Origin of the sequence: Streptomyces griseoaurantiacus, from assembly GCF_036189845.1 — a bacterium.
Lineage (GTDB): Bacteria > Actinomycetota > Actinomycetes > Streptomycetales > Streptomycetaceae > Streptomyces > Streptomyces griseoaurantiacus.
In genome coordinates this window covers 4,718,102-4,744,337 of record NZ_CP108326.1, presented here as the reverse complement: position 1 = coordinate 4,744,337, position 26,236 = coordinate 4,718,102, and the positions used below count along the sequence as shown (strand labels likewise).

The following is a 26,236-nucleotide window of genomic DNA, read 5'->3' as shown; positions in this document are numbered from 1 at the left end:
GGGACGCCCATGAAGAATAGGTAAGAAGGCTCGGCCGATTCCGCCCGGCAGTTCCCGTCCGACGGAATTTGAGCCTTGTTCACCTCCCTCCGAACTCGGACTCGATCATGCCTTCAGGGCCCCCGAGGCCGTCCAACTCGCGTCTGTAAGTGGTTACTTGGCCCATCTACCTGCGAAGACAAGAAGTCGAAGGCGAATCGTATGACTTTTATTGACCGGCACTGACCGGGCTGTCATTATGTTGAAGACCCGACGAACACGTGAACGATCGCCGGGTGGCGTTGTTCCCACGAACCACCGAAAGGGCTCGCGGCAGCCCTCGCACTTCCTGCCGCAGGCCGCGCCGGGAGCACCCGGAGACGGGAATCCACGGCGTGCGCCGCGCACCGCATCCGCACTCCCCTGTGCATGGCCATGGTGAACGCGATCGTCCCTGCCCGGCGCCGTCCGCACGGCGCCGACGGATCGAAACCTTTCGAGAGCCGTAGGTGCTCGATCCGGTACACGCGGCGGAGAGATCGCCGAACGGAGGTTCACGCCGTTGTCCGCCCACCGCACGATCACGCTTCCGGGCGTGGATCTGATCCGCACCCGGGACCCCAACAACCACCTGCACTGCCGCAAGACCCAGATCCTGGCCTACGTCGGTGCCCACACCCCGTGGTCCGACCTGCTGATGTACGGGGCGCTGGGCTCCACCGCGGCCGTCCACCGCCACTGCCACCTGCGCGGCGAGGACCGCTGGGCCTTCGAGACGCCGTACGTCAACGACGAGGACCTGCGCCTGCTCGGGTTCGAGGTGTTCTCGGCGGGCAAGGTGACGCTGGCCCAGTTCGAGGCGGGCCTGCCGGTCTTCCTCGAGGCGGGGCAGCCGGTGTTCTTCTGGGCGCCCCGGAACCACTTCCCGTACTGGGTCGACTTCATGGACCGGGTGGGCACGGTGCCCGAGGAGTACGGGCTCCTGCATTCCTTCCTGGTCTGCGGGACCGGTGAGGACGGCCTCCTGCTGGTCGACAACAACAGCCCGGACCACGAGCACTTCCCGGTCACCGTGGGCTGGGACCTGCTGCGGGAGGGCTACGCCCGGGAGCCCGATCGCTGGTTCGACGGCTGTGTCGCCCTCCGCAAGGTGGCCGAGCCCGACCGGGACGGCTTCGAGGCCGCCTACCGGGCGTTCCTTCAGGGGTACCGCGACGGCTTCGAGCTGTACGACGTCGTCGGCGACAACCTCCTCGTCGAACGCGCCACGATCTCCGCCACCTACCGGGCCCCGGGCGTCAACGCCCTCACCCTCATGGCGGGTTCGCGGGCGCTGTTCTGCCGGTTCCTGGCGCACACCGCGCACGGCGAGCGGGTCCGGGCCGCCTATGCGCGCGTCGCGCAGCTCGCGGCCGTGCTGTCGGACCGGGTCACCACCTTCCAGCGGGGGCTGCCGGGGCTGCCCGCCGACCGGATCCGGCGCGGACTCGCGCAGCTCCGGCTGCGGGAGCAGCGGGCGGCGCGGCTGCTCCTCGACGAGGCGGCCGGACTGCCCCGGCTGCTGCCGCCACCGGTCGGCGAGCGCCTGCCGGTGGCCGCCGGGGACCGGAGCCGGTAGCCGCCGGTCCCCCACGGCCCGTACCGCAGCGGGCCGCCCGCCCGACCCGGGGCCGAGACCCTGATCCGGGGCCGAGACGCCGACCCGGGGCCGAGGCCACGGCCACGGCCACGAGACACCCGAGTCCGGGCCGAGGCCCGGAACCAGCTCCCCCACACCCCACGATCGCAGACCTCAGGACGACGAGTGCGACACTTATACCTGTTCAGCGGCCTCGCGGGCCTTCAGGGCCCGCCGCTGCCCGCCCTGCGCGCGCTGTACGCACGGCCGGAGAACGCCCGGTACTTCACCACCGCCGCCGAGGCGATCACGGACGTCCTCGACCACGTCGGCGCCGAGGCCTACCGCCGGGAACTGCCCGGCGGCATCCCGCTCACCGCCTGGCTGCGCGGCACCCCGCCCGCCGCCGGCGCACTGGAGCACTCCATCGTGGACGGACTCCTCGCCCACCTCTACCAGCTCTGCCTGCTGCAGCCGCCGCTGCGCCGCGCGGCCGGGGAGCGGCCCGAGCCGGTCGCCGCCATCGGCCACAGCCTGGGACTGATCGGCGCGACGGTCGCCGGGACGGTCACGACCGACCGGCGGCGGTACACGGCGATGTGCCGCGACGTCATCGCCATGACCACGCTGACCCTGATCCGCTGTCACCAGCTCGCGCCGCCGCACGGCGGTCCGGCGACCCCGATGGCCGCCGTCATGGGCGTGCCGACGGAGGAGCTGCGGGCGCTGGTGGCGGGCTCGCGGGTGCACCTCGCGCTCGCCAACTCCGGCAGCTCGCACGTGCTGGCCGGGGACCCGGGCGACCTGGACGCCCTGCGCCGGGAGCACGCGCGGCGACTCGCCGAGCCGGCCGTGCGCTGGGTGTACCTGCGCAGCACCGCGCCCTTCCACACGCCGCTGCTGGAACAGGCGGTGCGCGCGGCGCTGGAGGACCGGCACTTCCTGACCTTCCGGCTCACCGGGGAGGAACTGGCCGTCCCGGTGTACGTCGCCGACTCGCCGGTCAACCTCCAGCACCGCGGTGACCTGCTGCCGGACGTCCTCGCGCACGCCGTGTGCCGGCCGCTGGACTGGCCCCGCACGGTCCGCGCCGCGCTGGAGGGCTGCCGGCCCGACCAGATCGTCGACTTCGGACCCGGCCCCTCGGCCCGGGTCTTCACCCGGGAGACCCTGCGCGGCAGCCGTACCGGCCTGCGCTACCGCAGCGTCCCCGCACCCACCGCCTGAACGAAGGAGCGTGCAGATGCACTGTCTGGTCTTCCCCGGCCAGGGGGTACAGCACAAGGGCATGGGGGACGGGCTGTTCGCCCGCTTCCCGCAGGAAACGGTGGCCGCCAGCGAACTGCTCGGCCACTCCGTGGTGGAGCTGTGCCGGGACGACCCCGGCGGCCGGCTCGCCGACACCCGTCACGCGCAGCCGGCCATCTTCTTCGTCAACGCGCTGGCCTGGATGGACCTCGCGCGGGACGGCCACCGCTGGGACTGGTTCGCCGGGCACAGCCTCGGCGAGTTCAACGCGCTGGTCGCCGCCGGCATGCTCGACCTGATGGACGGTCTGGCGCTGGTCGGGCGACGGGCCGAACTGATGGCCGAGGTCACCGGCGGCGCGATGATCGCCGTCGTCGGGCCGCACGCCGAGCGCGTGGAGGCCATGCTGCGCGGCGCCGGGCTGAACCGGGTGCACGTCGCCAACCACAACAGCGACCGGCAGGTGACGGTGGCCGGTGAGCGGCCGCAGCTCGCCCTCGCGGTCAAGGTGCTGCGCGGCCCGGGCGTCCGGGTACTGCCGGTGCCGGTCAGCGGCCCCTTCCACACGCCGCTGATGGCCGCGGCCGGGCGGCGGTTCGCGACCGTCCTGCGCGGCTTCGCGTTCCGTTCCGGGCACACCCCGGTGATGTCCAGCATCACCGGCGCCCCCTTCGAGCCGGAGCAGGCGGTCCGGCTGCTGAGCCGGCAGCTGTCCCGGCCGGTGGAGTGGGTGCGCACGGTCCGCGCGCTGCGCGCGGCCGGCGTCGACCACTTCGAGGAGGTCAACGGCTCCACCCTCACGGCCCTCCTGTCCCGCATCGCGGACGGGCCGGCCGGCACCGACGGGACCCCGGCCACGGGCCTCGCGGCCCTCGTGAACCAGCCGGCCGCGGCGGCCCGGGCGACGGAGGAACACGTATGAGCACGCACACGGACATCGCGGTCGTCGGACTCTCCGTCGAGGTGCCCGACGCACCCGAGCAGCACGCCTTCTGGGACATCGTCCGCGAGGGGCGCAGCCTGACCCGGCCCTTCCCTGCGGGGCGGCGCCGCGAGCTGGAGGAGTACGTCCGCTGCCACCAGGAGTCGGCACTGGTCCCGGACGCCGCGGAACGCGTCGACTTCCACGAGGGCAGCTTCCTGGACCGGATCGACCTGTTCGACCACGAGTTCTTCGGCATGACGCCGAAGCAGGCCGCGGTCACCGACCCGCACCAGCGGCTGGTGCTGCGCACGATGTACCGGGCGCTGGAGGACGCCGGTTACACCGGTGACCGGCTGACGGGCAGCCGCACCGGCGTCTACATCGGGTACGCGGGCAATCCCGGCATGACCTACCTGGACTACTTCTGCCGCGTCGACCCCTCCCTCGGACAGCTCGGCATCACCGGCAACATCGTCACGATGCTCGCCAACCGGCTGTCGTACCTGTACGACCTGCGCGGGCCCAGCATGGTGCTGGACAGCGCCTGTTCGGCCTCGCTCGTGGCGCTGCACCAGGCGAAGTCCGCGCTGCTGCTGGGCGATTGCGAGATGGCCGTGGTGGCGGGCACCCGGGTGGTGCTGGCGCCGCTGCGGCACCCGCACACCCGGATCGGCATCGAGTCCTCGGACGGGGTGACCCGCACGTTCGACGAGCGGGCGGACGGCACCGGCTTCGGCGAGGGCTCCGGGGCGCTCGTCCTCAAGCGGCTCGACCGGGCGCTGGCCGACGGCGACCAGGTGTACGCGGTGATCAAGGGCAGCGCCGTCAACCACGACGGCCACTCGGAGATGATGACCGCGCCCGACGCCGGCGCCCAGGCCGACCTCCTGGACGCCGCGTGGCGCGACGCCGGGGTGGACCCCCGCTCGATCGGCTATCTGGAGGTGCACGGCACCGCCACGAAGGTGGGCGACCCGATCGAGTTCGAGGGGCTGCGGCGGGCCTTCGCCGCCCGCACCGAGGACCGGCGGTTCTGCGCGGTCGGCACGGTCAAGGCCAACGTCGGGCACCTCTTCGAGGGTTCGGGCGTGCTCGGCGTCATCAAGGCCGTGCTCGCGCTGCGCCACCGGGTGATCCCGCCGCTGGCCAACTACGAGCGCCCCAACGGCTCGATCGACCTGGCCGAGGGGCCGGTGTACGTGCCGACCGAGGCGCGCGAGTGGACCGCCGGGGACGGCCCGCGCCGCGCCGGCGTGAGCGCCTTCGGCCTCGGCGGCACCAACGCGCACGTGGTGCTGGAGGAGTTCACCGGAGCGAGGGCGGACACGGAACCGGCCGCGCGGGCCGCGGGGGCCGCGGGGGCCGCGGGGGTCGTCTCCGCGGGGGCCACCGGGGCCGGATCGGCAGCGGCTGCCCGGACCGGATCGGCAGCGGCCAACGGAACCGGATCCCCAACGGTCACCGGAACCGGATCCGCAGGGGCTGCCGAGGCCCGTCCCTCCTACCTCTTCACCCTCAGCGCGCGCACCCGCCTCTCGCTCGCCCGGCTGATCCGCCGCTACCGCGAGGCCCTCGACGCCGGGCGGATCGAGGGCGGCGTCCGGGACGTCTGCTGGACGGCCAACGTCTCGCGCGCCCACCACGCCCACCGCTTCGCCGTCACGGTCGCCGACCTGGACGGGCTGCGGACGGCGCTGGCCACCGCCGAGGCCGGCGAGGAGCCGGAGGCCGCGCGCACCGAGGCCGCCCGGGCCTGGACCCGGGGCGCGGAGGTGGACCTGAGCGCCGCCTACGAGGGGCAGCGCCCCCGCACCGTGCACCTGCCGCCGTACGAGTTCGACGAGACGCGCGCCTGGGTCGACTTCCCCGACGACTGGCGCGAGCGGTTCGCGCTCGCCGCGCCGCACCGGACGCACCCGGTCACGCACGAGGTGCGGTTCGTGCCGGCGCCGCTCGCCGGGTCCGCGGATCCCTCGGTCCGCGTGCTGGCGCTGGCGCACCCCGGCACGGCCGGCACGGTGGCCGAGGCGCTGCCGCCCGGCACGGTGCTGCGCGCCCCGGACGACCCGGCCGCCGACCCCGAGCGGCTGGCCGAGGAACTCGTCGACGAGGGCTACACCCACCTGGTGCACGCCCTCGCCCTCGACGAGTCGCCCGCACAGGACCCCGCCGAGCTGTCCCGCCGGATCGAGGAGCAGCTCACCGGGCTGTTCCACCTGGCGCGGGAGCTGATGCGGGCCAGCGCCGAGCTGGACCTCGTGGTGCTGACCCGGCGGGGCCTCGCGGTCGGGCCCGGCGAGCCCGGCACGGTCGCCGAGCACGCGGCGCTCGCCGGGTTCGCCAAGGCCGTCGCCCGGGAGTACCCGTACATGACCGTCACGCTGCTCGACCTCGACGAGGCGGTGCCGGCCCCGGTGCTGCGCCAGGAGATCCTCGCCGCCGAACCCGGGGTGTACGCGCTGCGCGGCAAGGACAAGTACCGCGAGTCCTTCGCCGAACTGGCCGAGGTCCCGGCGGTCCGCGAGGAGTACCTGCGCCCCGGCGGCGCCTATCTGATCACCGGCGGCCTCGGCGCCCTCGGCCTCGAGATGGCCCGGCACTTCGCGGCCCGGGCCCCCGGCCTCCACCTCTACCTCCTGGGCCGGACCGCCCTGCCGCCCGAGGAGGAGTGGGACACCCTCGCGGCCGGTTCCTCGCACCCGGCCGCGGCCCGGATATCGGCGGTGCGCGCGCTCACCGCGCTGGGCGCGCGCGTGCACCCGGTGGCCGCCGACGCCGCCGACGAGGAGGCGCTGAGCGCGCTGCTGGAGACGATCCGTGCCGCACACGGCCGCCTCGACGGCATCGTGCACGCCGCCGGTGTGGCCGGCGGCGACCTGATCGCCCGCCGGGAGGACGCCGCGTTCGACTCCGTGGTGCGGCCCAAGCTGCACGGCGCGTTCCTGCTGCACCACCTGACCCGCGAGGACCGGCCGGACTTCGTGCTGCACATGTCCTCGGTGGCCGCGGTGTTCCCGGCCCTCGGGCAGGGCGACTACGCGGCCGCCAACTTCTACCTGGACCACCTCGCCCGCGCCCTGAACACCCCGGAGCACCGGGTGGTCAGCGTGCAGTGGGTGGCCTGGCGGGAGATCGGCATGGCGGTGGCGACCAACTTCCAGGAGGACGCGTCGTTCCGCTCGCTGCGCACCCGCGACGGCCTGGCCCTCGTCGACGCGGCGCTCCGCGGCGACCTGCCCGGCTTCTTCGGCGGCGGGATCAACTACGACAGCGAGCTGATGAGCATCCTGCCGACGTATCCCCTCGCCCTCTCCACGGAGATCGAGGAGAAGATCGCCACGGCCCTCGCCGACCTCGCGGAACGCGGCAAGCGGAACCTGGCCCGCGTCCGGGAGGCCATCGAGGCCACCGAGGTGCGTCTCACCGGGAACCCGGACGGCGTGTACAGCGAGCGGGAGTGGATGGTGGCCCGCTGCCTGGCGCACACCCTCGGCCATTCCTCGATCGACGTGCACACCGACTTCCGTGACCTGGGCCTGGACTCGATGATGGCCCTGACCGTCGGCAACAGCGTCTCCGCCTGCATCGGCCGGCAGTTCGACACGGTGAACCTGATCACCGACCGCACGGTCGTCGACGTCGCCCGGCTCGTCGAGAGCAGGTACGGGGCGGACGCGCGGGACGGGTCGGGCCTGCCGGGGGAACCCGGCGCCGACGGCGAGGGCTTCGGCGAGGACGACGAGGCCTGGCTCGACGAGCTGCTCGCCACGCCCGGGGAGTGACGTGCCGGACCTGACGCGGGGCCCGGTCCTGACCGGCATCGTCCAGGTCGCGGCCCCGCTGGCCCTGGCCAACCTGCTCCAGCAGGCCTACCTGCTGGTCGACAGCGCGGTCGTGGGCCGGTACGTGGGCGTCACGGGCCTGGCGGCGATGGGCGCGGCACAGCCGCTGTACTCGATCCTGAGTTCGCTGTTCACCGGGGTGTCGAGCGCCTTCGCGGTCCGGCTCGGGCAGCTCGCCGGGGCCGGGCGGCGCGACGATCCGAGCGCCCTGCTGGCGCTCGCGGTGTGCACGGCGGCCTGGTCCGCACTGTGCGCCGGTGCCGCCGCGGTGGGCGCGGCCCCGCTGCTGGCGCTGGCCGGGGTGAGGGGCGAGGTGGCCGGCGAGGCCCGCACCTTCGTGGTGACGCTGTGCTCGGGAATGCTCGCCGTGTACGCACTCGGCGCGGTGTGCGCGGTCCTGACCGGGCGCGGCGACGCCCGCAGGGCCACCTCGCTCATGATCACGGCGAGCGCGCTGAACGGGCTGTTCGCCTGGCTGTTCGTGGGCCCGGGGGGCTTCGGCCTCGCGGGCGCCGCGCTCGCCGTGGTGGCCGCCAACGCCGTCACCGCCGCGATCGGGCTGACCCGTCTGCTGGCCGAGCGGCGCGGCAGGCCGCCCGGGCCGCCGGTCTCGGCCGCCACCGTGCGCGCCGAGCTGTCGCGGGGCCTGCGGATCGGGGCGCCGATGGCGGTGCAGTACCTGCTGATCGGTGTCGGGGTACTGACGCTGGTGTGGATCATCACGCCGTACGGGGAGGAGGCGCTGGCGGCGCTGACCGTGGTCTCCCGCCTCGAACTGCTCACCTCCGCCCTGTTCCTCAACCTCTCCGGCGCGCTGATGGTGTTCACCGCGCAGAACAGCGGCGCCGGCCTGACCGCGCGCATCCGCGAGGGGGTGCGCCGCTCGGTGTGGCTGGGCGGGGCGCTGGCGGTGGGGGTGTCCGTGCTGCTGCTCACCTGCCGCGGGCCGATCGCCGCGTTGTTCTCCGGCAGCGCCGGAACGCGGGCCGTGACCGAGCGGTACCTGCTCATCACCGCCCCCTTCTTCCTGGCCTACGCGCTGACGGTGGTGCTGCACGGCTGGTTCAACGGCATCACGCGGGCCGTGGTCCCGCTGGTCTGCACGGTGCTGTCGCTGGGCGTGGTCCGGGTGCCGCTGTCGTACGTGCTCGGGCACGCCTGGGGGGTGGACGGGGTCATGTGGGCGACGGTGCTGGGCTGGGCCGTCGGGCTGGCGTACACCCTGTCGGCCGTGCGGCGGACGGTGCGGGGGCGGCCCGCGGTGGCCCGGCCCCGGTGGCGGCGGCAGCCGGGCGCCGGGCGGGTCGCCCGGGCGGAGAGCGGGGCGGAACGATGATCCGCACACTGTTCGTGAGCGACGTCCTGCCGCGGCGCCCGGCGGAGGGCTCGGTGCAGCGCATGGACCTGGTCACCGGTGCGCTCGCCGGACTGGGTCCGGTGGACGCGCTGTTCCTCGCCTCGGAGGCGGCGGAGGGGGCGGCGGGACCGGTGCTGCCGCCGGAGGAGGCGGCGCGGTTCCATCGTGCCGGGGTGGTGCGGGTGCCGGCGTACGCCGGGCTGCGCGCCCTCGCGGGGATCACCGCGCGCGGGCCCTCCGCCGCGTACGCCGGACACCAGCGGCGCGCGCTCGCGCACGCGCTCCCCCGTTGGGCCACCGGCACCGGCCACGACCTGGTGTGGTTCAACCGCGAGCGCGCCTGGCTGCCGCTGCGCGGCCGGTTCCACGGCCGCACGGTCGTCGACGTGGACGACTTCGAGGACGTGCTGATCCGGCGCTGGGGCGAGGTCGGCCGGGGCGTGTGGGGCGTGCCGCTCACCCCGTGGCAGCGGGTGCAGGCCCGCCGCTCGATCGCCTGGTGGGGGCGGGTGCACCGGAGGGTGGCCCGGGAGGCGGACGTCACCGTGGTCGCCGCCGGGCGCGACGCGGAGCGGCTGGCGGCGGGGCGGCCGGGCGGGGAGCGCACGGTCGTGGTGCCCAACACCTGCCCGGCCCCGCCGCCGGCCCCCGCTCCGGAGCACGTCCCGGGCAGGCGGCCGACCCTGCTCTTCCAGGGCTCCTTCGACTGGCCGCCGAACGCGGACGCCGCCGCCTGGCTGACCCGTGAGGTGCTGCCTCGGCTGCACGCGCGGGTGCCGGGGGCGAGGGTCGTCCTCGCGGGCAAACCCGCCCCGGAGGTCGCCGCGCTCGCGGGACCGTGCGTGGAGGTCACGGGCATGGTGCCGAGCATGGCCCCGTATCTGCGGGCGGCCGATCTGGTGGTGGTGCCGCTGCGGGTGGGCAGCGGCACCCGCATCAAGATCCTGGAGGCCTTCGCGCACGGGGTTCCGGTGGTCAGCACGACGATCGGCGCGGAGGGGCTGGACGTCGTCGCCGGGGAACACCTCGCCCTCGCCGACGGCGCGGAGGGACTGGCCCTCGCCTGCGCGGAGCTGCTGACCGACCGGGCCCGCCGCGCGGCACTGGCCGCCGCGGGGGGCCGGCTGCACGCCGCGCGCCATCTGCCGGAGCACGCGGCGGCCCGGGTCCGGGAGGCGGCACGGCGGGCGGTCGCGGGGTAGGAGCGGGCCGGCGGTCACCGCCGCGTCGGGAGCGCGCGGCGTGTGGCGAGCGTGCGGACTGTGGCGAGCGCGCGGCCTGTCGTCAGCGTGCGGACTGTGGCGAGCGCGCGGCCCGTCCGGAGCGCGCGCCCCTCGGGGAACGTACGCCCCACGACAGCACTCTTCGTGGATAAGTAGCATGTTCGAACTCACCGCGCGCACAAATGACCGACTTCTGCTCAGGAATCCGTGCAGTCCCGGCAATAGACGGTCCACACTCCCACCCGCACCCATTTCCGGATAAACAGGTCAACCACGTGAACTCCATACCCACAGACATAGGCCGGCGAAGAGACGAGGACGCCCCCTCATCGACCTTCCCCCACCGGCCGCGGGTGACGCAGTGGACGGTGGCGGTGGCGCTGGTCCTCGCCTTCCTCGTCGCGATGGAGTTCGCCGCGCGCCACTACGGCACCTCGGGACCGCTCACCAACGAGTCCCGCGAGCTGCTCTTCAGCCCGCACTCGGGACCGCTGCTGTACGCCGGTCTCGCGCTGACGATGGTGGTGCTCACCTGGCGGCAACGGCTGCTCGCGGTGAGCTGCGCGATCGGCATCGACCTCGTGTTCGCCCTCGTGCGGTGGCTGGCCGACGCCCACCAGAAGTTCGGCAACGGCGCGCTGTGGGTGATCCTCGGCTGCGCGGTCCTCGGCCTGGTCCGCCGCACTGGCCGGGAGCGCGCGCTGCTGGTGAAGGGCACCGGGCTCGGTCTGCTGCTGGTGACCGGTCACCTGGCGGGCGACACCTGGCTGCTCATCACCTCCAAGGCCCGCCCGAAGGTCCTCGACCCGTACGTGGCGACCGCCGACCACGCGCTGGGCGACCCCTCCTGGGTGGCCGGCCGGATCGTCGACGCGAGCGGACCGGCCGGTGAGCACCTGCTGAGCCTCGTCTACGGCCAGCTCCCGCTCGCCGCCGCGCTCATGGCGCTGTACCAGTTGCGGCACGTGGCGGCCGAGCGGCGGTTCCCGCGGCACCACCTGGTGCGCACCTTCCTGGCCATCGGCATGCTGGGACCGGCCGTGTACATGATCTTCCCGGTGGTCGGTCCCGTCTTCGCCTACGGCCCCGACGGCGGGGCGTGGGCGACGGCCGACCTGTGGCCGCACACCGCACCGCCCCTCGGCACGCCGCACCCCATCCCGTTCGACGGGATCACCCCGCGCAACTGCATGCCGAGCCTGCACACCGCGTGGGCGACCACGCTGTTCGTCCACACCCGCGAGGGCTCCCGCCTCATGCGGTACGCCGGCACCTTCTGGCTGGTGGCCACCCTCAGCGCGACCCTCGGCTTCGGCTACCACTACGGCGCGGACCTCGTCGCCGGTGTCGTCTTCGCGCTCACCATCGAGGCGGGGATGCGCGCGCTCAGCCGCGGCTGGGACCGCTCCGCGAGCCTGCTCCTCGTGCACGGCACGGTGGTCTTCCTGGCGCTCCTGGCGGCGTACCGCTACCTGCCGACGCACCTCGCGGCACACCCGTGGCTGTACGGTCCCCTGCTGCTCCTCGCGATGGGCTCGGTCGTGTACCACTACGTGTGGACGACGAGACGGTGGCGGGAGGACCCGCCCGCCACGGAGGCGCCTCTCGCGGACGCCCCCCTCGCCGAGGCGCCCCTCACGGAAGCGGCCCCCACGGATGCGCCGCCGGCGGGCGCGCCCGCCCCGGAGGACCCCGGCTCGGAGAACCCCGGCTCTGAGGTGCCCGTGCCCGTCGCGGAACCCGCCGTCACGGAGGCGCCCGCCGCGGAACCCGCGAGCCGGAAGCCCCGGCTGCCGGACCCGCGCCCAGGCGAGCCCCAGGCCGAGCCGGCGTGAGCGCCGGACGCGTGTGAGCGCCGGGCCCGCGTGAGTGACGTGCACCTCCTCGCGTGAGCGGCGCGGGGAGGCCCAGGGGCGCACGCGGGGACGCCGAGGGGAGCGCGCGGGGAGGTGCGCACGCGCCCGCTCCGGCGGTCGCCCCCGCCCCCACCCGGCCATCACCCCCGTCGCCACCCGGCCGCCCGGCCGCCCGTCCAGCCGGACGTCGCCCGTCCTCACCCCGCCGTCGCCGCCGGGCCCGCCTGCGCCACGCCGAGCCGGACCTGCTCCTCCTCGACGATCCGCCGGGCCAGCTCCGTGTCGGACACGTCGACCGCGTCCGGCGTGGCCTCGGCCACGGCGCTGCGCCGGGCGTAGGCGTCGAACAGCCGGGTCTTGCGCTCCAGCATCCGCACCAGGCGCTCGTCCACTCCCCCGGTGGCCAGCAGCCGGTGCACGCCGACCGGCCGGACCTGGCCCATGCGGTGCGCCCGGGCCACCGCCTGGTGCTCCAGGGTCGGCTTGATCTGCGGTTCGCACAGGACGACCACGGAGGCGGCCTGCATGTTGAGGCCGACGCCCGCCGCCTGGATCTGTGCCAGCAGCACGGCCGGTCCCGGCGTCGCGGCGAAGTCGTCGACGATCCGCTGCCGCCGCCCGGGCGGAACGCTCCCGGTCAGCGGCCCGAACACCGGGGCACCGCCGCCCGGTCGGGCCGTGAGGGCGTCCCGCACCACGTCCAGGACGTCCCGGAAGTAGGAGAAGACCACCGTCCGCTGGCCGTTCTCCCCGGCCTCCTCGACGATCTCCCGCAGCCGGCCGAGCTTCGCGGACTTCTCGGGGCGCGCGTACGCGGCCCGGCGCATCGCCATGAAGTTGCCGGCCCGCACGGCCTCCCGGTACGCCTCCTCGTCCGCCGCGCTCAGTTCCTCCCACTCGTCGGTCTGCTGCAGGCTCGGCAGTTCCGTCAGCACGTCCTCCTGGTTGCGGCGCAGGTAGACGGGGGCGACGGCCCGGCGGAAGGCGACCGAGCCGACCAGGGCGTCGCCTTCGCCGAGCGCCTCGGCGACGTCCGGGGCGAGCATCCGCACCAGGTTCCGGAACTCACCGACCCGGTTCTCCATCGGGGTACCGGTCATGAAGAGCGCGTGCGGGCAGCGTCCGGCCCACAGGGCGACCGCGCGGGACCGTTTGGCCTCCGGGTTCTTCACCGCGTGCGCCTCGTCGACGACGAGCGCGGCGACCTCGTCCGCCGCCGGCTCGGGGAAGCCGCGCAGCGCCTCGAACGTGGTGACGCCGACGCCTCCCCGCTCCCTCCAGTCGGCGAAGGCGTCCTGGCGGTCGGGGCCGTGGAGCACGGTGACGCGCAGGGCGCTGCGGGCCTCGATCTCGCGGGTCCAGTTGACGAGGACACTCGCCGGGCAGACGACGAGGAACCGTTTTTCCCCCTGGGCGGCCAGGTGGGCCAGCACGGCGATCGCCTGGATGGTCTTGCCCAGGCCCATCTCGTCGCCGAGCACCACCTTGCGCTGGGCGAGGGCGAACCGGGCGCCGAAGTCCTGGTAGCCGCGCAGCGAGACCCGCCGCTGCGAGTCGTCGAGGCGCAGGCCGCGCACCCGTGCGGCGACCTCCTCGGGCAGGAAGCCCTCGGCGGCGGCCGCGTCGGGAGCCCGTCCGGAGATCTCGGCGAGCAGGCTGTAGTACTCGGCGGAGCGCAGCTCGAAGTCGGCCCAGGCGGCGAGTTCGTCCGACGGCCGCAGCAGGTCCACCGAGGTCTGCGCGAAGGACTCGTGCAGACCGTTCCGTTCGGCCTCCTCGGCCAGCGACCGCAGTTCGGCGACGGCGGCCAGGGCGCGTTCCCGCTTCTCCGCGCCCGCCAGCAGCATCCGCAGCGCCCCGGTGGCGTGCCGGGCCGCTTCGAGGAGCGGGCCGAGGCGCCGGACCAGATCCTCTGCCCGGTCCACCGCGCGCCGCCCCTCGGGCCCGGCCTCCACCAGGACGTGCAGGGCCATGACGAGCGCGGTGGTGCGGGGCTCGGGCCGGTCCACGTCGATGTGGACGGCCGCGGTCTCGTCTACGGCCTCGGCGAGCCGGGCGGCCGCGGCGAGGATCTGGTCGACGGTCCGCTGTCCGACGCCGGGGATCTGCCGCAACCGGTAGGGCCCGGCCTCCCGCACCCGGCCCACCGTGTCCAGGCCGCTCTTCTCGACGGCGCCGAGGCGCAGCCGCCCCTCGGTGACGTCCTGCAGCCGGGCCACGGGGATGGTGCCCAGCTCCCGTGCGACGACCTCCTCGTGCAGCGGCCGCAGCGCCGCCCGCACCGCCTCGACGGCCCGCCGGTGATCCCCGGCCACCCCCCGCGCCGCCTCACCCAGCCGCGCCCCCCGCGCGACCACCTCCCGCTCACCCCGCCCCACGCGCCCCGCCCCTCCTCGCCCACCGACCCCGCATCCTGCCACCACCGGTTTCCCGGCCCCCGGGGGAGGCGAAGGGGGGTGCGGTCGTCGACGCGATCGGGGTGCAGGGGAAATCACACCGCCACGAGCCGGACCCGCTCACCGCACAGCTTGGCCATGTCGTCAATGTCGGACGTCAGCATGACCACGGGGCGGTGCTGTCGCAACGCGGCCTCGGCAACGGTCGCATCGATCGCGTACCTGTGTCCGTGCAAGCCGGCGTTCATCAGCAACTTCGAGGCGGCTCGCGCCTCCTCGTCACCGACCGGGACGACGCGCAGCCCGGAAAGCACCCAGTTCAGGCGGGACTTGTTCGTACGCGCGTGGACGGCCTCGATGATGGTGAGCGCACTGATCACGACCTCCATGCCGCGCGACCGCGCCTCAGCGATCAGGGCCACCACCTGCTCCTCGTCAGCGAGCAGCTTCGCGAGTCCTTCACTGTCGAGGACCAGCGTCCCCGCGTGACTCAGCCTGCGGCGGGCCACTCGGCCTCCTCGGCGAACGCCTCGTCGAAGACCTGCCGCGCCCGTTGACGAGCCGGCTCGGAGACCGGCCCCTTGCGGCTCTCGTAGTCCGCCAGGTACTCGTCCAGGACCTGCCCCCGCAGCTCACGCTCGACCGCCTCGGCGATGAACGCGGAGAACTCGCGCTTCCCCACCCGCGCCCGGATCGCCTCCGCGGTCCCCTCCGGCAGCGACAGGCTCACCCGCGTCGCCGGCCCTTCCCCGATGCTGTACGTCGTCTCAGCCATGCCGTCGATTGTGTCAAACGAGTAGGAAAAGTGCTACGGCCGGAATCCACACGTCCCCGGGAGCGTGAAGAAGACGTGTGAGTGAAGCCCCTCCCACCCACTCTCGAATCGGGCAGACCGCTGCCCGAATCCCGGCACGGGCACCCTCATCCCGTCCCAGCGCGATCCCGGCACGGGAAAAACCAAGGGCCCGACTCCGAAGAGCCGGACCCTCTCCGACCTGGATGGCTGCCGGATCAGCGACGCGGCGATATGTCACCCGTCACACGTTGAAGCGGAACTCCACCACGTCGCCGTCCTGCATCACGTAGTCCTTGCCCTCCATGCGGGCCTTGCCCTTGGCGCGGGCCTCGGCGACGGAGCCGGTTGCGACCAGGTCCTCGAAGGAGATGACCTCGGCCTTGATGAAGCCCTTCTGGAAGTCGGTGTGGATGACACCGGCGGCCTCGGGGGCGGTGGCGCCCTTCTTGATCGTCCAGGCGCGGGACTCCTTGGGGCCGGCCGTGAGGTACGTCTGGAGGCCGAGGGTGCGGAAGCCGACGTGGGCGAGGGTGGCGAGGCCGGGCTCCTCCTGGCCGACGGACTGGAGGAGTTCGAGGGCCTCGTCCTCCTCCAGCTCGGCGAGGTCCGCCTCCAGCTTGGCGTTGAGGAAGATCGCCTCGGCGGGGGCGACCAGGGCGCGCTGCTCGTTCTTGAAGTCCTCGTCCGTCAGCTCGTCCTCGTCGACGTTGAAGACGTAGAGGAAGGGCTTGGTGGTGAGCAGGTGCAGGTCGTGCAGGAGCTCGCTGCGCCCGGTGCCCTGGACGATGCCGTGGGCGAAGAGCGTGTCGCCCTTCTCCAGGATCTCCTTGGCCTCCTCGACGGCCTTCACCTTGGGGCCGATGTCCTTCTTGATCCGCGATTCCTTCTGCAGGCGCGGCAGGACCTTCTCGATGGTCTGCAGGTCGGCGAGGATCAGCTCGGTGTTGATCGTCTCGATGTCGTCCTTGGGCGAGACCTTGCCGTCGACGTGCACGACGTTCTCGTCCTTGAAGGCGCGGATGACCTGGCAGATGGCGTCGGACTCACGGATGTTCGCGAGGAACTTGTTGCCCAGGCCCTCGCCCTCGCTCGCGCCGCGCACGATGCCGGCGATGTCGACGAAGTCCACGGTCGCCGGGAGCACCCGCTGGGAGGAGAAGATCTCGGCCAACTTCGTCAGACGCGGGTCGGGGACGCCGACCACGCCGACGTTGGGCTCGATCGTGGCGAACGGGTAGTTGGCCGCGAGCACGTCGTTCTTGGTCAGGGCGTTGAACAGGGTCGACTTGCCGACATTGGGCAGACCGACGATTCCGATCGTGAGCGACACGTTGCGACTTCCCGTACGTGAGGAGGGGGTGGTGGAGCGGTGGCCGCTCCCGTGCGGCCCCGGCCCGGTCCTGCGGGGCCTGGCGCGGGTGCGGTGCGGGCCGATCCACCAGTCTACGGCGTGCCGCCGGGCGCCCTCGGCGGCGTCTCGAACACAGCGCCGAGGACGCGGCGACGGCGTGTCTGTGGGGCCATTCGGCACATTGTCCGACCTAAGTTGGTCCGGTGGAGCAACACAGGACGCCGTCTGCCCGGTACGGACCGCGACGCGGCGCGCCGCTGCCCCCTCGGGGCGGACGGCGCCCCGCGCCGGCCCCCGTCGCGCGCGGGCGTGGCGCGGGAGTGCGCCCCGCCGCCGCGCGGCGGCCCGCTCCCGGCGCGGGGGCTCCTGCCCGGCCGGCGGGCGCCCGGCATCTGCCCAACCCCCGGCTCACCGGGCTCGGCGGCGGGCTGTTCGCGGGGGCCGTGATGCTGGTGCTGGGGTTCCTGGACCGGCTGCTGTTCGGGGGGTCGCTGACGGCGTACGGGGTGCTGTTCCTGCCGGTGTGCGCGCTGACGGCGCTCTGGATCCGGCCGGGCGACCTGCTGACGGCCCCCGTGGTGGCGCCCATCGCGTTCGCGGTCGGCCTGCTTCCCGCCGTTCCCGGGGACGGCGGGCTCGGGGGCCGGCTCATGGCCCTGATCACCGCCCTCGCCACCCAGGCGGGCTGGCTGTACGGCGGGACGGCGGTGGCGGCGGCGCTGGTCGGCGTACGGGCCGTCGGCCGACGGCGCACGGCCACCGCGGCGGCGGCCCGGAACGGCTCGGCGGCGAGGCCCGGAGGTGCCGGGTCCCCCGGCAGGGGCGGGTCCGGCGCGCCCCGGCCGCCCCGGGGACCAGGACGGCCGACCGCGCGCTGACGGGGGCGCGGCCTTTCGAGGGCGCTCCGGGAAGCCAGTGGCGTCAGCGGCGCTGGGCCGCGCGCATCGCCGCGCCCACGATTCCCGCGTTGTTCTGCAGCTCCGCCGGGACGATCGTCGCTCTGATGTCCTCGATGTGCGGCAGGAACTTGTGGGCCTTGCGGCTCACCCCGCCGCCGATGACGAACAGTTCGGGAGACAGCAGCATCTCCACGTGCGCCAGGTACTTCTGCACCCGGCGCGCCCACCGCTCCCAGGAGAGGTCCTCGTCCTCCTTGGCCTTGCTGGAGGCCCGCTTCTCGGCGTCGTGGCCCTTCAGCTCCAGGTGGCCCAGCTCCGTGTTGGGGACCAGGACGCCGTCGGAGAAGACGGCGCTGCCGATGCCCGTGCCGAAGGTCAGCAGCACGACGGTCCCCCGCCGGCCGCGCCCCGCACCGAACTCCATCTCGGCGACGCCCGCCGCGTCCGCGTCGTTGACGACCGTCACCGGCAGGCCGCCGAGCCGCTCGCCCAGCAGGGCGCGGGCGTCGGTGTCCACCCAGGCCGCGTCCACGTTCGCCGCCGTGCGCACCACGCTGTCGTCGGTCACGACGCCGGGGAAGGTGACGCCCACCGGGCCCGTCCACCCGAAGTGGTCGAGGACCTCCTTCACCCCGTCCGCCACCGTGTCCGGCGTGGCCGGGTGCGGGGTGAGCACCTTGTGGCGCTCCTGCGCGAGGTCGCCCTTGTCCAGGTCCACGGGGGCGCCCTTGATGCCGGAGCCGCCGATGTCCACACCGAAGATCTGCATGGCCTTACGGTACGTGGCGATCCGTCAGGCCGTCGTCCCCCGGCGCTCCGCGACCAGCGCCGCGGCCTCCTCGCGCAGGTCCCGACGCAGCTCCTTGGGGAGGGAGAAGGCGATGGACTCCTCGGCCGCCTTGACGATCTCGACGTCCTCGAAGCCGTGGCCCGTGAGCCGCTCCAGGACCTGTTCGACGAGCACCTCGGGCACCGAGGCCCCGGAGGTCACGCCGACCGTGGAGACACCCTCCAGCCAGGCCTCGTCGATCTCGTCGGCGAAGTCGACCAGGTACGCGGCGCGGGCGCCGGCCAGCTTGGCGACCTCGACCAGCCGCTTGGAGTTGGAGGAGTTGCGCGAGCCGACCACGATGACCAGGTCCGCCTCGGCGCCCATCTGCTTCACGGCGAGCTGACGGTTCTGCGTGGCGTAGCAGATGTCGTCGCTCGGCGGCGAGAGGAGCTGGGGGAACTTGTCCTTGAGGGCGTCGACGGTCTCCATGGTCTCGTCCACGGAGAGGGTGGTCTGGGAGAGCCAGACGACCTTCGACGGGTCCCGGACCTCGACGTTCGCCACGTCCTCGGGGCCGTCGACGAGCTGGATGTGCTCGGGGGCCTCGCCGGAGGTGCCGATGACCTCCTCGTGGCCCTCGTGCCCGATCAGGAGGATGTCGTAGTCGTCCTTGGCGAACCGGACGGCCTCCTTGTGGACCTTGGTCACCAGGGGGCAGGTGGCGTCGATGGTGGCCAGGCGGCCGCGTTCGGCCTCCTCGTGGACGACGGGGGCGACGCCGTGCGCGGAGAACATCACGATGTTGCCCGGCGGCACCTCCTCCGTGCGCTCGACGAAGATCGCGCCCTTCTTCTCCAGGGTCTGCACGACGTACTTGTTGTGCACGATCTCGTGGCGGACGTAGACGGGGGCCCCGTACTGCTCCAGGGCCTTCTCCACGGCGATCACCGCGCGGTCGACGCCCGCGCAGTAGCCACGGGGGGCGGCGAGCAGGACACGGCGGCGGGCAGGCGAAGCGGTCATGCCCCCATCGTAGGGCGTCCCGGCGGACGGCCCGGGAGCCGCCGGGGGTGGACGGGCGCGGGTGGGGAGCGGACGGACGCGGGCGGGGGCGCCCGGGGCCGTGTGCGGCCGGGGCGTTGTCGTACCCGGCCGTTACGCTCGGGCGCATGGCTGTCAACACGTCCGCCGACACCCCACTGCCCGTGGGGCAGGTGTCGCGGCTCATCGGGGGCTGGATCGACCGGCTCGGCGCGGTCTGGGTGGAGGGGCAGATCACCCAGCTCTCGCGCCGGCCCGGCGCCGGGGTGGTGTTCCTGACCCTGCGCGATCCTTCGCACGACATCTCGGTCGGCGTCACCTGCTACCGCCAGGTGTTCGACGCCGTGGCCGACGTGGTGAGCGAGGGCGCCCGCGTCGTCGTGCACGCGAAACCCGAGTGGTACGCGCCGCGCGGGCAGCTCTCACTGCGGGCCGCGGAGATACGGCCGGTGGGCGTGGGCGAGCTGCTGGCGCGGCTGGAGCAGCTCAAGAAGTCCCTGGCCGCCGAGGGACTGTTCGCGGCCGAGCGCAAGAAGCCGCTGCCCTTCCTGCCCCAGCTGATCGGACTGGTGTGCGGCCGGGCCTCGGCGGCCGAGCGGGACGTGCTGGAGAACGCCCGGCACCGCTGGCCCGCCGTCCGCTTCGAGGTCCGCAACGTCCCCGTGCAGGGGGTCCACGCGGTGCCGCAGGTCGTCCAGGCCGTCAAGGAGCTCGACGCGCACGAGGAGGTGGACGTGATCGTCGTGGCCCGGGGCGGCGGCAGCGTGGAGGACCTGCTGCCGTTCTCCGACGAGCAGCTCGTGCGGACGGTCGCGGAGTGCCGCACCCCGGTGGTCTCGGCCATCGGGCACGAGCCGGACACCCCGCTGCTCGACTACGTGGCCGACCTGCGCGCGTCCACCCCGACCGACGCCGCGAAGAAGGTCGTGCCGGACGTGGGCGAGGAGCTGGAGAAGGTGCGCGGGCTGCGCGACCGGGCCCGGCGCTGCGCGCACGCCTTCGTCGAGCGCGAGGAGCGGGGGCTCGCGCACGCGCTGGCGCGCCCCTGCATGGAGGACCCGCACCGCATGGTGGACGAGCGGGCCGACCACGTCGCCTCGCTCACCGACCGCTCCCGGCGCACCCTCGGGCACCTGCTGGACCGGGCGGACTCGGAGCTGTCGCACACCCACGCCCGTGTGGTGGCACTGTCCCCTGCGGCCACGCTGCGGCGCGGGTACGCGGTGCTGCAGAAGGACGACGGGCACGTGGTGCGCGCTCCGGAGGAGGTCGCCGAGGGGGAGCCGCTGCGGGCTCGGGTCGCGGAGGGCGAGTTCGCCGTACGGGTCGCGACGGCCGGAGAGCGGGCCGTGGAGCAGGCCGGGCAGCAGGACCGGCAGGGGCAGCGGAAACGTCGGGGACGTCAGGGAACACCGGGAACCCCAGAAACCCCGGGAGCTCAGGGAACTCAGGAAGTGGACGCATGACCAGCACGGAGACCGGTACCGGCACCGCACAGGCCGCGGACGGCGGCAAGAAGGGCGAGGCGCTCGGCTACGAGCAGGCGCGGGACGAGCTGATCGAGGTCGTCCGGCGTCTGGAGGCGGGCGGCACCACGCTGGAGGAGTCCCTGGCGCTGTGGGAGCGCGGGGAGGAGCTGGCGGCGGTGTGCCGCACCTGGCTGGAGGGCGCCCGCCGGCGCCTGGACGCGGCACTGGCCGAGGGGGACCAGGAGGCCGGGGAGGACGAAGCCTGAACGGACGGGGGCGCGAGGCGTGGGCCCCGCGCCCCCGCGGGGCTCGGACGGCTCAGGCCAGGCCGGGGCCCCGCACCGGGATGCTGGTGAAGGTGGGGGGCTCGGCGGGCGCCTGGAAGAAGTCGTTGCCCTTGTCGTCCACCACGATGAACGCCGGGAAGTCCTCGACCTCGATCTTCCAGACCGCCTCCATGCCGAGCTCCTCGTACTCGACGACCTCGACCTTCTTGATGCAGTCCTGGGCGAGCCGGGCTGCGGGGCCGCCGATGGAGCCGAGGTAGAAGCCGCCGTGCGTGTCGCACGCGTCGGTGACCTGCTTGCTGCGGTTGCCCTTGGCGAGCATCACCTTGGAGCCGCCCGCCGCCTGGAACTGCTCGACGTAGGAGTCCATGCGGCCGGCCGTGGTCGGGCCGAAGGAGCCGGAGGCGTAGCCCTCGGGGGTCTTGGCCGGGCCGGCGTAGTAGACCGGGTGGTCCTTGAGGTACTGCGGCATCTCCTCGCCCGCGTCAAGGCGTTCCTTGATCTTGGCGTGCGCGATGTCGCGGGCGACGACCAGCGGGCCGGAGAGCGAGAGCCGGGTCTTGACCGGGTACTTGGTCAGCTCGGCGAGGATCTCGTCCATCGGCCGGTTGAGGTCGATCCGCACGACGTCGCCGGACTCCTCCAGCTGCTCCTCGGTGGTCTCCGGCAGGAAGCGCGCCGGGTCGGTCTCGAGCTGCTCCAGGAAGACGCCCTCGGCGGTGATCTTCGCGACGGCCTGGCGGTCGGCGGAGCAGGAGACGGCGATGGCGACGGGGCAGGAGGCGCCGTGCCGGGGCAGGCGGACGACGCGGACGTCGTGGCAGAAATACTTGCCGCCGAACTGCGCGCCGATGCCGATCTTCTGCGTCAGCTCGAAGACCTTCTCCTCCAGCTCCTTGTCGCGGAAGCCGTGGCCGAGGGGGGAGCCCTCGGCGGGGATCTCGTCGAGGTAGTGCGCGGAGGCGTACTTGGCGGTCTTCAGGGCGTACTCGGCGCTCGTGCCGCCGACGACGATCGCCAGGTGGTACGGCGGGCAGGCGGCCGTGCCGAGCGAACGGATCTTCTCCTCCAGGAACTTCATCATGGAGCCCTCGTTGAGGACCGCCTTGGTCTCCTGGTAGAGGAACGACTTGTTGGCGCTGCCGCCGCCCTTGGCCATGAAGAGGAACTTGTAGGCGCCGCCGTCGGTCGCGTACAGCTCGATCTGTGCGGGCAGGTTGGAGCCGGTGTTCTTCTCCTCCCACATGGTGAGCGGAGCCATCTGCGAATAGCGCAGGTTGAGGTTGTGGTAGGCGTCGTAGATGCCCCGGGAGAGGGCCTCCTCGTCGCCTCCTTCGGTGAGCACGTTCTGGCCGCGCTTGCCCATGACGATCGCGGTGCCGGTGTCCTGGCACATCGGGAGCACACCGGCCGCCGCGATATTGGCGTTCTTCAGCAGGTCCAGGGCGACGAACTTGTCGTTGGCGGAGGCCTCGGGGTCGTCGATGATGCGGCGGAGCTGGGCGAGGTGGGCCGGGCGCAGGTAGTGCTGGATGTCGTGGACGGCCGTCTCGGCGAGCGTGCGCAGGGCCTCGGGCTCCACCTTGAGGAAGGTTCGCCCGTCGGCCTCGAAGGTGGAGACACCCTCGGAGGTCACCAGCCGGTAGGGGGTGGTGTCCTCTCCCATGGGGAGCAGATCGGTGTACGCGAACTCAGGCATTCTCGCCCATTCCTCACTCGACATGACGCGTCGCGGGCTTCCTCAGCGACGACGGCCGGCCTCCGTTGGCAGCGTCCACCAGCGTATGACCTGCCGGTCGGGGCGTGAGGGTGAGGTACGGCTCACTTGCGCGCACCCCGCGACCCGGCGCCCGCGCACGGGGCTCGCGACCCCGCGCCCGCCCACGGTTCCCGCCCGTGCACGGTTTTCCACAGCTTTCGACAAGGGCTAGTCGCGATCTATCGCGTTTGGGTACGCTGCTGCCGTGGACCTGAAGAAGAGCCCCGCCCCGACCGATGCCCGGCCCGACTCCCCCGCCGGCGACCGGCCCCTGCCACCGACCGAGCTGCGCTGCTCGGACGCCGACCGGGACCGCATCGCCGACATGCTGCGCGACGCCCTGTCCGAGGGGCGGCTCACCGCCGAGGAGCACGCCGAGCGCGTCGAGGGCGTGCTCGCCGCCAAGACGGTCGGCGAACTCGACGCCTTCGTACGGGACCTGCCCGCCGCCCAGGGCCCCCGCCCGTCCGCCTCGCACACGGCGCCGCCGCACCGCCCCACCACCGCGATACCGGCGGAGGCCGACGAGAACGTGGTCGCGGTGTTCAGCGCCGCGGTGCGCAGGGGCCGTTGGCGGGCCGGCCGGCGCATCCACGCGTACGCGATCTTCGGCAGCGTCGAGATCGACCTGAGCGAGGCCCTGTTCGAGTACCAGCAGATCGTCGTGAAGGCGATATCCGTCTTCGGCGACGTGCAGGTGCGCGTCCCGGAGAACGTGTCGATGCGCGGCACCGGCGGCGGCGTGCTGGGCAACTTCGAGGTCAGCCCGCTGGACTCGGGCGATCCCCAGGCGCCCACGGTCTTCGTCGACGGCTGGGCGGTGCTGGGCAATGTCGAGGCCACGCCCCGCAAGGGCCGGCTGGTCGCGGACATCCTGGAGCGGGTCTCGGAGCGGGTCTCGCAGAGCATGGACCGGAAATCCGCCGGGACGTGGGAACGCAAGGTCAGCCGCAAGCTGGAGGAGGCCGACCGGAAGATGCGGCGGCGCATGGGGCTGTGAAACGGAAGGCGGCCCGGGAGTCGGAACGCCACGCTTAGGCCCCCGCACAGCGGGTAAGGCTTGCTGCATCGTCTCTCGCTCGCGAAGCCGTCGTCAGGAGTAGACCGTGCTGCAACCGCCGCATTCGTCCCTGCAGGTCGCCGCAGTTCCCTCCCAGCGGGGACCCGGGCGGGACCAGGACGCCCCGTGGCACACGGAGGCCGTGTGCCGGCGCGACGAGGCAGGACTGTTCTTCGCACCGTCCAAGGAGCCGACCGCGGCACGGCTGTCGCGCGAGGAGGCGGCGAAGCGGGTCTGTGCGCGGTGCCCGGTGATGGTGGAGTGCCGCGAGCACGCGCTGGTGCAGCCGGAGCCCTACGGGGTGTGGGGCGGGCTGACCGCGGCGGAACGGCGCGTGGTGCTGGCCCGGCGGCGCCGCCGGGACGTGGAGCTGAAGAAGGCGGCGGGCGCGACGATAGCGGCGGCGGGGTAGACCCGGCCGGGGACGCCCCCGTGCGGCCCCGTGAGGGAGCCGCGAAGGGCGCCCCGCCCGTGACCCGCCCCGCCCGTGGTCTCGCCTCTACAGTCCGCGGTCGAAGTCGACCGTGGAGTACGCCCGGAGCTTGCTGAGGCGGTGGACGGAGTCGATCCGCCGCACCGTCCCGGACTTCGACCGCATCACGATGGAGTCGGTCGTCGCCGTCTCCGAGCGGTAGCGCACCCCGCGCAGGAGTTCCCCGTCGGTGATCCCCGTGGCGACGAAGAAGACGTTCTCGCCGGAGACCAGGTCGTCGGTGGTCAGGACCCGGTCCAGGTCGTGCCCGGCGTCCAGGGCGCGCTGCCGTTCGGCCTCGTCCTTGGGCCAGAGCTTGCCCTGGATGGTGCCGCCCAGGCACTTCACCGCGCAGGCGGAGATGATGCCCTCGGGCGTGCCGCCCACGCCCAGCAGCAGGTCGATGCCGGTTCCCTCGCGCAGGGCGAGGATGGAGCCGGCCACGTCGCCGTCGGAGATCAGCTTGATGCGCGCGCCGGTGGCCCGCACCTCACGGATCAGGTCCGTGTGGCGCGGCCGGTCGAGGATGACGACGGTGACGTCCTCGGGGGTGGAGTTCTTCGCCTTGGCGACCCGGCGGATGTTGACGTGCACGGGGGCGTTGATGTCCACGTAGTCGGCGGCCTCGGGGCCGGTGACCAGCTTGTCCATGTAGAAGACGGCGGAGGGGTCGAACATCGTGCCGCGGTCGGCGGCGGCGAGCACCGCGATGGCGTTGGGCATGCCGCCGGCGGTCAGCGTGGTGCCGTCGATGGGGTCGACGGCGATGTCGCACTCGGGTCCGGTGCCGTCGCCGACGTGCTCCCCGTTGAAGAGCATCGGGGCCTCGTCCTTCTCCCCCTCGCCGATGACGACGACGCCGTTCATCGAGACGGTGGAGACGAGGGTGCGCATCGCGCGCACGGCCGCGCCGTCGGCCCCGTTCTTCTCGCCCCGGCCGACCCAGCGGCCGGCGGCCATGGCGGCGGCCTCGGTGACCCGGACCAGTTCCAGGGCGAGGTTGCGGTCGGGGGCCTCGGAGGGGACCTCGAGCTCGGAAGGCAGGTGATGGTGGTTCTCGGTCATCGGAGCGCACCTTTCTGATACGGCGACGGCCGGATGAGGGTATGGGCCCGACTGTATCCCCGAGTGAGCAGAATGAGCAGGGGGCCCCACGGATGAGCGGAGCCGGGCACCTGCGACGATAGGGGCGTGGCTGGTACGAACGGCAAGCAGAAGACGGTCCGGGACCTGGTCCTCTCCCTGGTCCTCATCGGGCTGATGGCAGGGGTCATCTACCTCTTCCTCCCGCACGACGACTCGGCCCCCGACATCAAGCGGGTGAGCTACGACGTGGAGCTCGTCACCGCCCGTCGCGCGGCCTCCTACCCCGTCGAGGCGCCCGAAGGGCTGCCCGACAGCTGGAAGGCCACCTCCGTCCGTTTCGACGGCTCCTCCTTCGACCACTGGCATCTGGGTTTCCAGGATCCGAAGGGTCAATACGTGGCGATCGAACAGTCCACTCAGAAGGCGGCCAGGTTCATCGACGAGGCGAGCCGGGGTTCGGAGCCCACGAAGACCACCCAGGAGATCGACGGCCGCGTCTGGCGGCACTACACCGGCGGGCGCTACGACGCGCTCGTGCTCGAGGACAAGGGCGCCACGACGCTGGTGACGGGCACGGCCTCCTTCACCCGGCTGGCCGAGATGGCGAAGGCGCTCGAGGCGTCGTAGCCGCCGCAGCCGCAGCCGCCGCCGTGGTCGCCGTGGTCGCCGCGCCCGCTCGCCGGGAGCGGCAGGCGCGGGACGGCCGGGACGGGGAAGGCGGCACCGGGAAGACGTACGGAAGGCGGACGGCGCGCGGGAATACCGCCGCGCCCCGCGCACGCTCACGTTCCCGGAGGTAC

The 26,236-nt window shown here is 73.4% G+C and carries 21 protein-coding genes; 13 read left to right on the top strand and 8 right to left on the bottom strand.

Translation table 11 applies throughout. The features are described from left to right. Nucleotides 1-574 precede the first annotated feature (574 nt). The 7 genes from OHB09_RS21215 (at nt 575) to OHB09_RS21185 (ending at nt 12,027) form a co-directional block, all read left to right on the top strand. A complete protein-coding gene (locus tag OHB09_RS21215) occupies nt 575-1,597 on the top strand; it encodes a hypothetical protein (RefSeq protein ID WP_143041074.1) in 1,023 nt (340 codons plus the stop codon). Nucleotides 1,598-1,783: 186 nt separating this feature from the next. Next, nucleotides 1,784-2,824 (top strand): hypothetical protein, encoded by a 1,041-nt coding sequence (locus OHB09_RS21210; RefSeq protein ID WP_328922372.1) that lies wholly within the window; start codon nt 1,784-1,786, stop codon nt 2,822-2,824. Between the two features lie 16 nt (nt 2,825-2,840). Next, nucleotides 2,841-3,767, top strand: coding sequence for an ACP S-malonyltransferase (locus OHB09_RS21205; RefSeq protein ID WP_318295245.1), 927 nt, complete (start codon nt 2,841-2,843; stop codon nt 3,765-3,767). Further along, nucleotides 3,764-7,552, top strand: a complete 3,789-nt coding sequence (locus OHB09_RS21200) for an SDR family NAD(P)-dependent oxidoreductase (protein ID WP_328922371.1) — start codon at nt 3,764-3,766, stop codon at nt 7,550-7,552. Before OHB09_RS21205 ends, OHB09_RS21200 begins: the two co-directional genes overlap by 4 nt. A gap of 1 nt (nt 7,553) precedes the next feature. Continuing rightward, entirely contained in the window at nt 7,554-8,948 is a 1,395-nt protein-coding gene (locus OHB09_RS21195; protein ID WP_328922370.1) for an MATE family efflux transporter, read from the top strand. Further along, complete coding sequence (locus OHB09_RS21190) at nt 8,945-10,171, top strand: glycosyltransferase family 4 protein (protein ID WP_191851516.1); 1,227 nt, start codon at nt 8,945-8,947, stop codon at nt 10,169-10,171. The genes OHB09_RS21195 and OHB09_RS21190 overlap by 4 nt, the downstream gene beginning before the upstream one ends. Before the next feature lie 425 nt (nt 10,172-10,596). Continuing rightward, nucleotides 10,597-12,027 (top strand): phosphatase PAP2 family protein, encoded by a 1,431-nt coding sequence (locus OHB09_RS21185; protein ID WP_328730402.1) that lies wholly within the window; start codon nt 10,597-10,599, stop codon nt 12,025-12,027. 218 nt (nt 12,028-12,245) lie between these two features. Here OHB09_RS21185 and OHB09_RS21180 read toward each other — a convergent pair whose 3' ends face one another. The 4 genes from OHB09_RS21180 to ychF all read right to left on the bottom strand — a co-directional run bounded on the left by OHB09_RS21180 (nt 12,246) and on the right by ychF (nt 16,570). Beyond that, a complete protein-coding gene (locus OHB09_RS21180) occupies nt 12,246-14,426 on the bottom strand; it encodes a DEAD/DEAH box helicase (protein WP_191851517.1) in 2,181 nt (726 codons plus the stop codon). Nucleotides 14,427-14,539: 113 nt separating this feature from the next. Continuing rightward, nucleotides 14,540-14,953, bottom strand: a complete 414-nt coding sequence (locus OHB09_RS21175; RefSeq protein ID WP_328922369.1) for a PIN domain-containing protein — start codon at nt 14,951-14,953, stop codon at nt 14,540-14,542. Then, nucleotides 14,935-15,219: a hypothetical protein gene (locus OHB09_RS21170; protein ID WP_191891021.1), complete on the bottom strand. Its 285-nt coding sequence runs from the start codon at nt 15,217-15,219 to the stop codon at nt 14,935-14,937. Before OHB09_RS21170 ends, OHB09_RS21175 begins: the two co-directional genes overlap by 19 nt. 262 nt (nt 15,220-15,481) lie before the next feature. Next, nucleotides 15,482-16,570 carry a redox-regulated ATPase YchF gene (gene ychF / locus OHB09_RS21165; RefSeq protein ID WP_040893924.1) on the bottom strand — a complete coding sequence of 363 codons (1,089 nt, stop codon included), beginning with the start codon at nt 16,568-16,570 and terminating at the stop codon, nt 15,482-15,484. A gap of 341 nt (nt 16,571-16,911) precedes the next feature. Here ychF and OHB09_RS21160 point away from each other — a divergent pair, with 341 nt between their 5' ends. Next, nucleotides 16,912-17,469: a DUF6542 domain-containing protein gene (locus tag OHB09_RS21160; RefSeq protein WP_328922368.1), complete on the top strand. Its 558-nt coding sequence runs from the start codon at nt 16,912-16,914 to the stop codon at nt 17,467-17,469. Between the two features lie 43 nt (nt 17,470-17,512). Here OHB09_RS21160 and ppgK read toward each other — a convergent pair whose 3' ends face one another. Continuing rightward, nucleotides 17,513-18,259 carry a polyphosphate--glucose phosphotransferase gene (gene ppgK / locus OHB09_RS21155; RefSeq protein ID WP_006138092.1) on the bottom strand — a complete coding sequence of 249 codons (747 nt, stop codon included), beginning with the start codon at nt 18,257-18,259 and terminating at the stop codon, nt 17,513-17,515. A gap of 24 nt (nt 18,260-18,283) precedes the next feature. After that, a complete protein-coding gene (locus OHB09_RS21150; protein ID WP_006138093.1) occupies nt 18,284-19,285 on the bottom strand; it encodes a 4-hydroxy-3-methylbut-2-enyl diphosphate reductase in 1,002 nt (333 codons plus the stop codon). Nucleotides 19,286-19,431: 146 nt separating this feature from the next. On the opposite strand from OHB09_RS21150, the gene xseA reads away from it, so the two are divergent. Further along, nucleotides 19,432-20,769: an exodeoxyribonuclease VII large subunit gene (gene xseA, locus OHB09_RS21145; RefSeq protein ID WP_319118891.1), complete on the top strand. Its 1,338-nt coding sequence runs from the start codon at nt 19,432-19,434 to the stop codon at nt 20,767-20,769. Beyond that, entirely contained in the window at nt 20,766-21,038 is a 273-nt protein-coding gene (locus tag OHB09_RS21140) for an exodeoxyribonuclease VII small subunit (RefSeq protein ID WP_319118892.1), read from the top strand. The genes xseA and OHB09_RS21140 overlap by 4 nt, the downstream gene beginning before the upstream one ends. A 52-nt stretch (nt 21,039-21,090) precedes the next feature. On the opposite strand, the gene OHB09_RS21135 is transcribed toward OHB09_RS21140, so the two are convergent. After that, nucleotides 21,091-22,758 carry a fumarate hydratase gene (locus tag OHB09_RS21135; RefSeq protein ID WP_234528644.1) on the bottom strand — a complete coding sequence of 556 codons (1,668 nt, stop codon included), beginning with the start codon at nt 22,756-22,758 and terminating at the stop codon, nt 21,091-21,093. Nucleotides 22,759-23,023: 265 nt separating this feature from the next. On the opposite strand from OHB09_RS21135, the gene OHB09_RS21130 reads away from it, so the two are divergent. Both OHB09_RS21130 and OHB09_RS21125 read left to right on the top strand, forming a co-directional pair. Further along, complete coding sequence (locus OHB09_RS21130) at nt 23,024-23,818, top strand: DUF1707 SHOCT-like domain-containing protein (RefSeq protein ID WP_006138097.1); 795 nt, start codon at nt 23,024-23,026, stop codon at nt 23,816-23,818. A 106-nt stretch (nt 23,819-23,924) separates the two neighbouring features. Beyond that, the gene (locus OHB09_RS21125; RefSeq protein WP_040893927.1) at nt 23,925-24,290 is read left to right on the top strand and encodes a WhiB family transcriptional regulator; all 366 of its coding nucleotides are present in this window, start codon (nt 23,925-23,927) and stop codon (nt 24,288-24,290) included. Between the two features lie 87 nt (nt 24,291-24,377). On the opposite strand, the gene glpX is transcribed toward OHB09_RS21125, so the two are convergent. Further along, on the bottom strand, nt 24,378-25,415 hold the full coding sequence (gene glpX / locus OHB09_RS21120) for a class II fructose-bisphosphatase (protein WP_006138099.1): 1,038 nt from the start codon (nt 25,413-25,415) through the stop codon (nt 24,378-24,380). A gap of 126 nt (nt 25,416-25,541) precedes the next feature. Between glpX and OHB09_RS21115 the strand changes: the two genes are divergently transcribed. Beyond that, nucleotides 25,542-26,063, top strand: coding sequence for a DUF4245 domain-containing protein (locus OHB09_RS21115; RefSeq protein ID WP_234528645.1), 522 nt, complete (start codon nt 25,542-25,544; stop codon nt 26,061-26,063). Nucleotides 26,064-26,236: the final 173 nt, after the last annotated feature.

What these genes read in the sequence shown, in the direction of transcription:
- ppgK (WP_006138092.1), bottom strand. Translation starts at nt 18,259, where the DNA reads ATGCAGATCTTCGGTGTGGACATCGGCGGCTCCGGCATCAAGGGCGCC.
- OHB09_RS21190 (WP_191851516.1), top strand. Translation starts at nt 8,945, where the DNA reads ATGATCCGCACACTGTTCGTGAGCGACGTCCTGCCGCGGCGCCCGGCG.
- xseA (WP_319118891.1), top strand. Translation starts at nt 19,432, where the DNA reads ATGGCTGTCAACACGTCCGCCGACACCCCACTGCCCGTGGGGCAGGTG.
- glpX (WP_006138099.1), bottom strand. Translation starts at nt 25,415, where the DNA reads ATGACCGAGAACCACCATCACCTGCCTTCCGAGCTCGAGGTCCCCTCC.
- OHB09_RS21200 (WP_328922371.1), top strand. Translation starts at nt 3,764, where the DNA reads ATGAGCACGCACACGGACATCGCGGTCGTCGGACTCTCCGTCGAGGTG.
- OHB09_RS21150 (WP_006138093.1), bottom strand. Translation starts at nt 19,285, where the DNA reads ATGACCGCTTCGCCTGCCCGCCGCCGTGTCCTGCTCGCCGCCCCCCGT.
- OHB09_RS21170 (WP_191891021.1), bottom strand. Translation starts at nt 15,219, where the DNA reads ATGGCTGAGACGACGTACAGCATCGGGGAAGGGCCGGCGACGCGGGTG.
- OHB09_RS21140 (WP_319118892.1), top strand. Translation starts at nt 20,766, where the DNA reads ATGACCAGCACGGAGACCGGTACCGGCACCGCACAGGCCGCGGACGGC.
- OHB09_RS21135 (WP_234528644.1), bottom strand. Translation starts at nt 22,758, where the DNA reads ATGCCTGAGTTCGCGTACACCGATCTGCTCCCCATGGGAGAGGACACC.
- OHB09_RS21185 (WP_328730402.1), top strand. Translation starts at nt 10,597, where the DNA reads ATGGAGTTCGCCGCGCGCCACTACGGCACCTCGGGACCGCTCACCAAC.
- OHB09_RS21205 (WP_318295245.1), top strand. Translation starts at nt 2,841, where the DNA reads ATGCACTGTCTGGTCTTCCCCGGCCAGGGGGTACAGCACAAGGGCATG.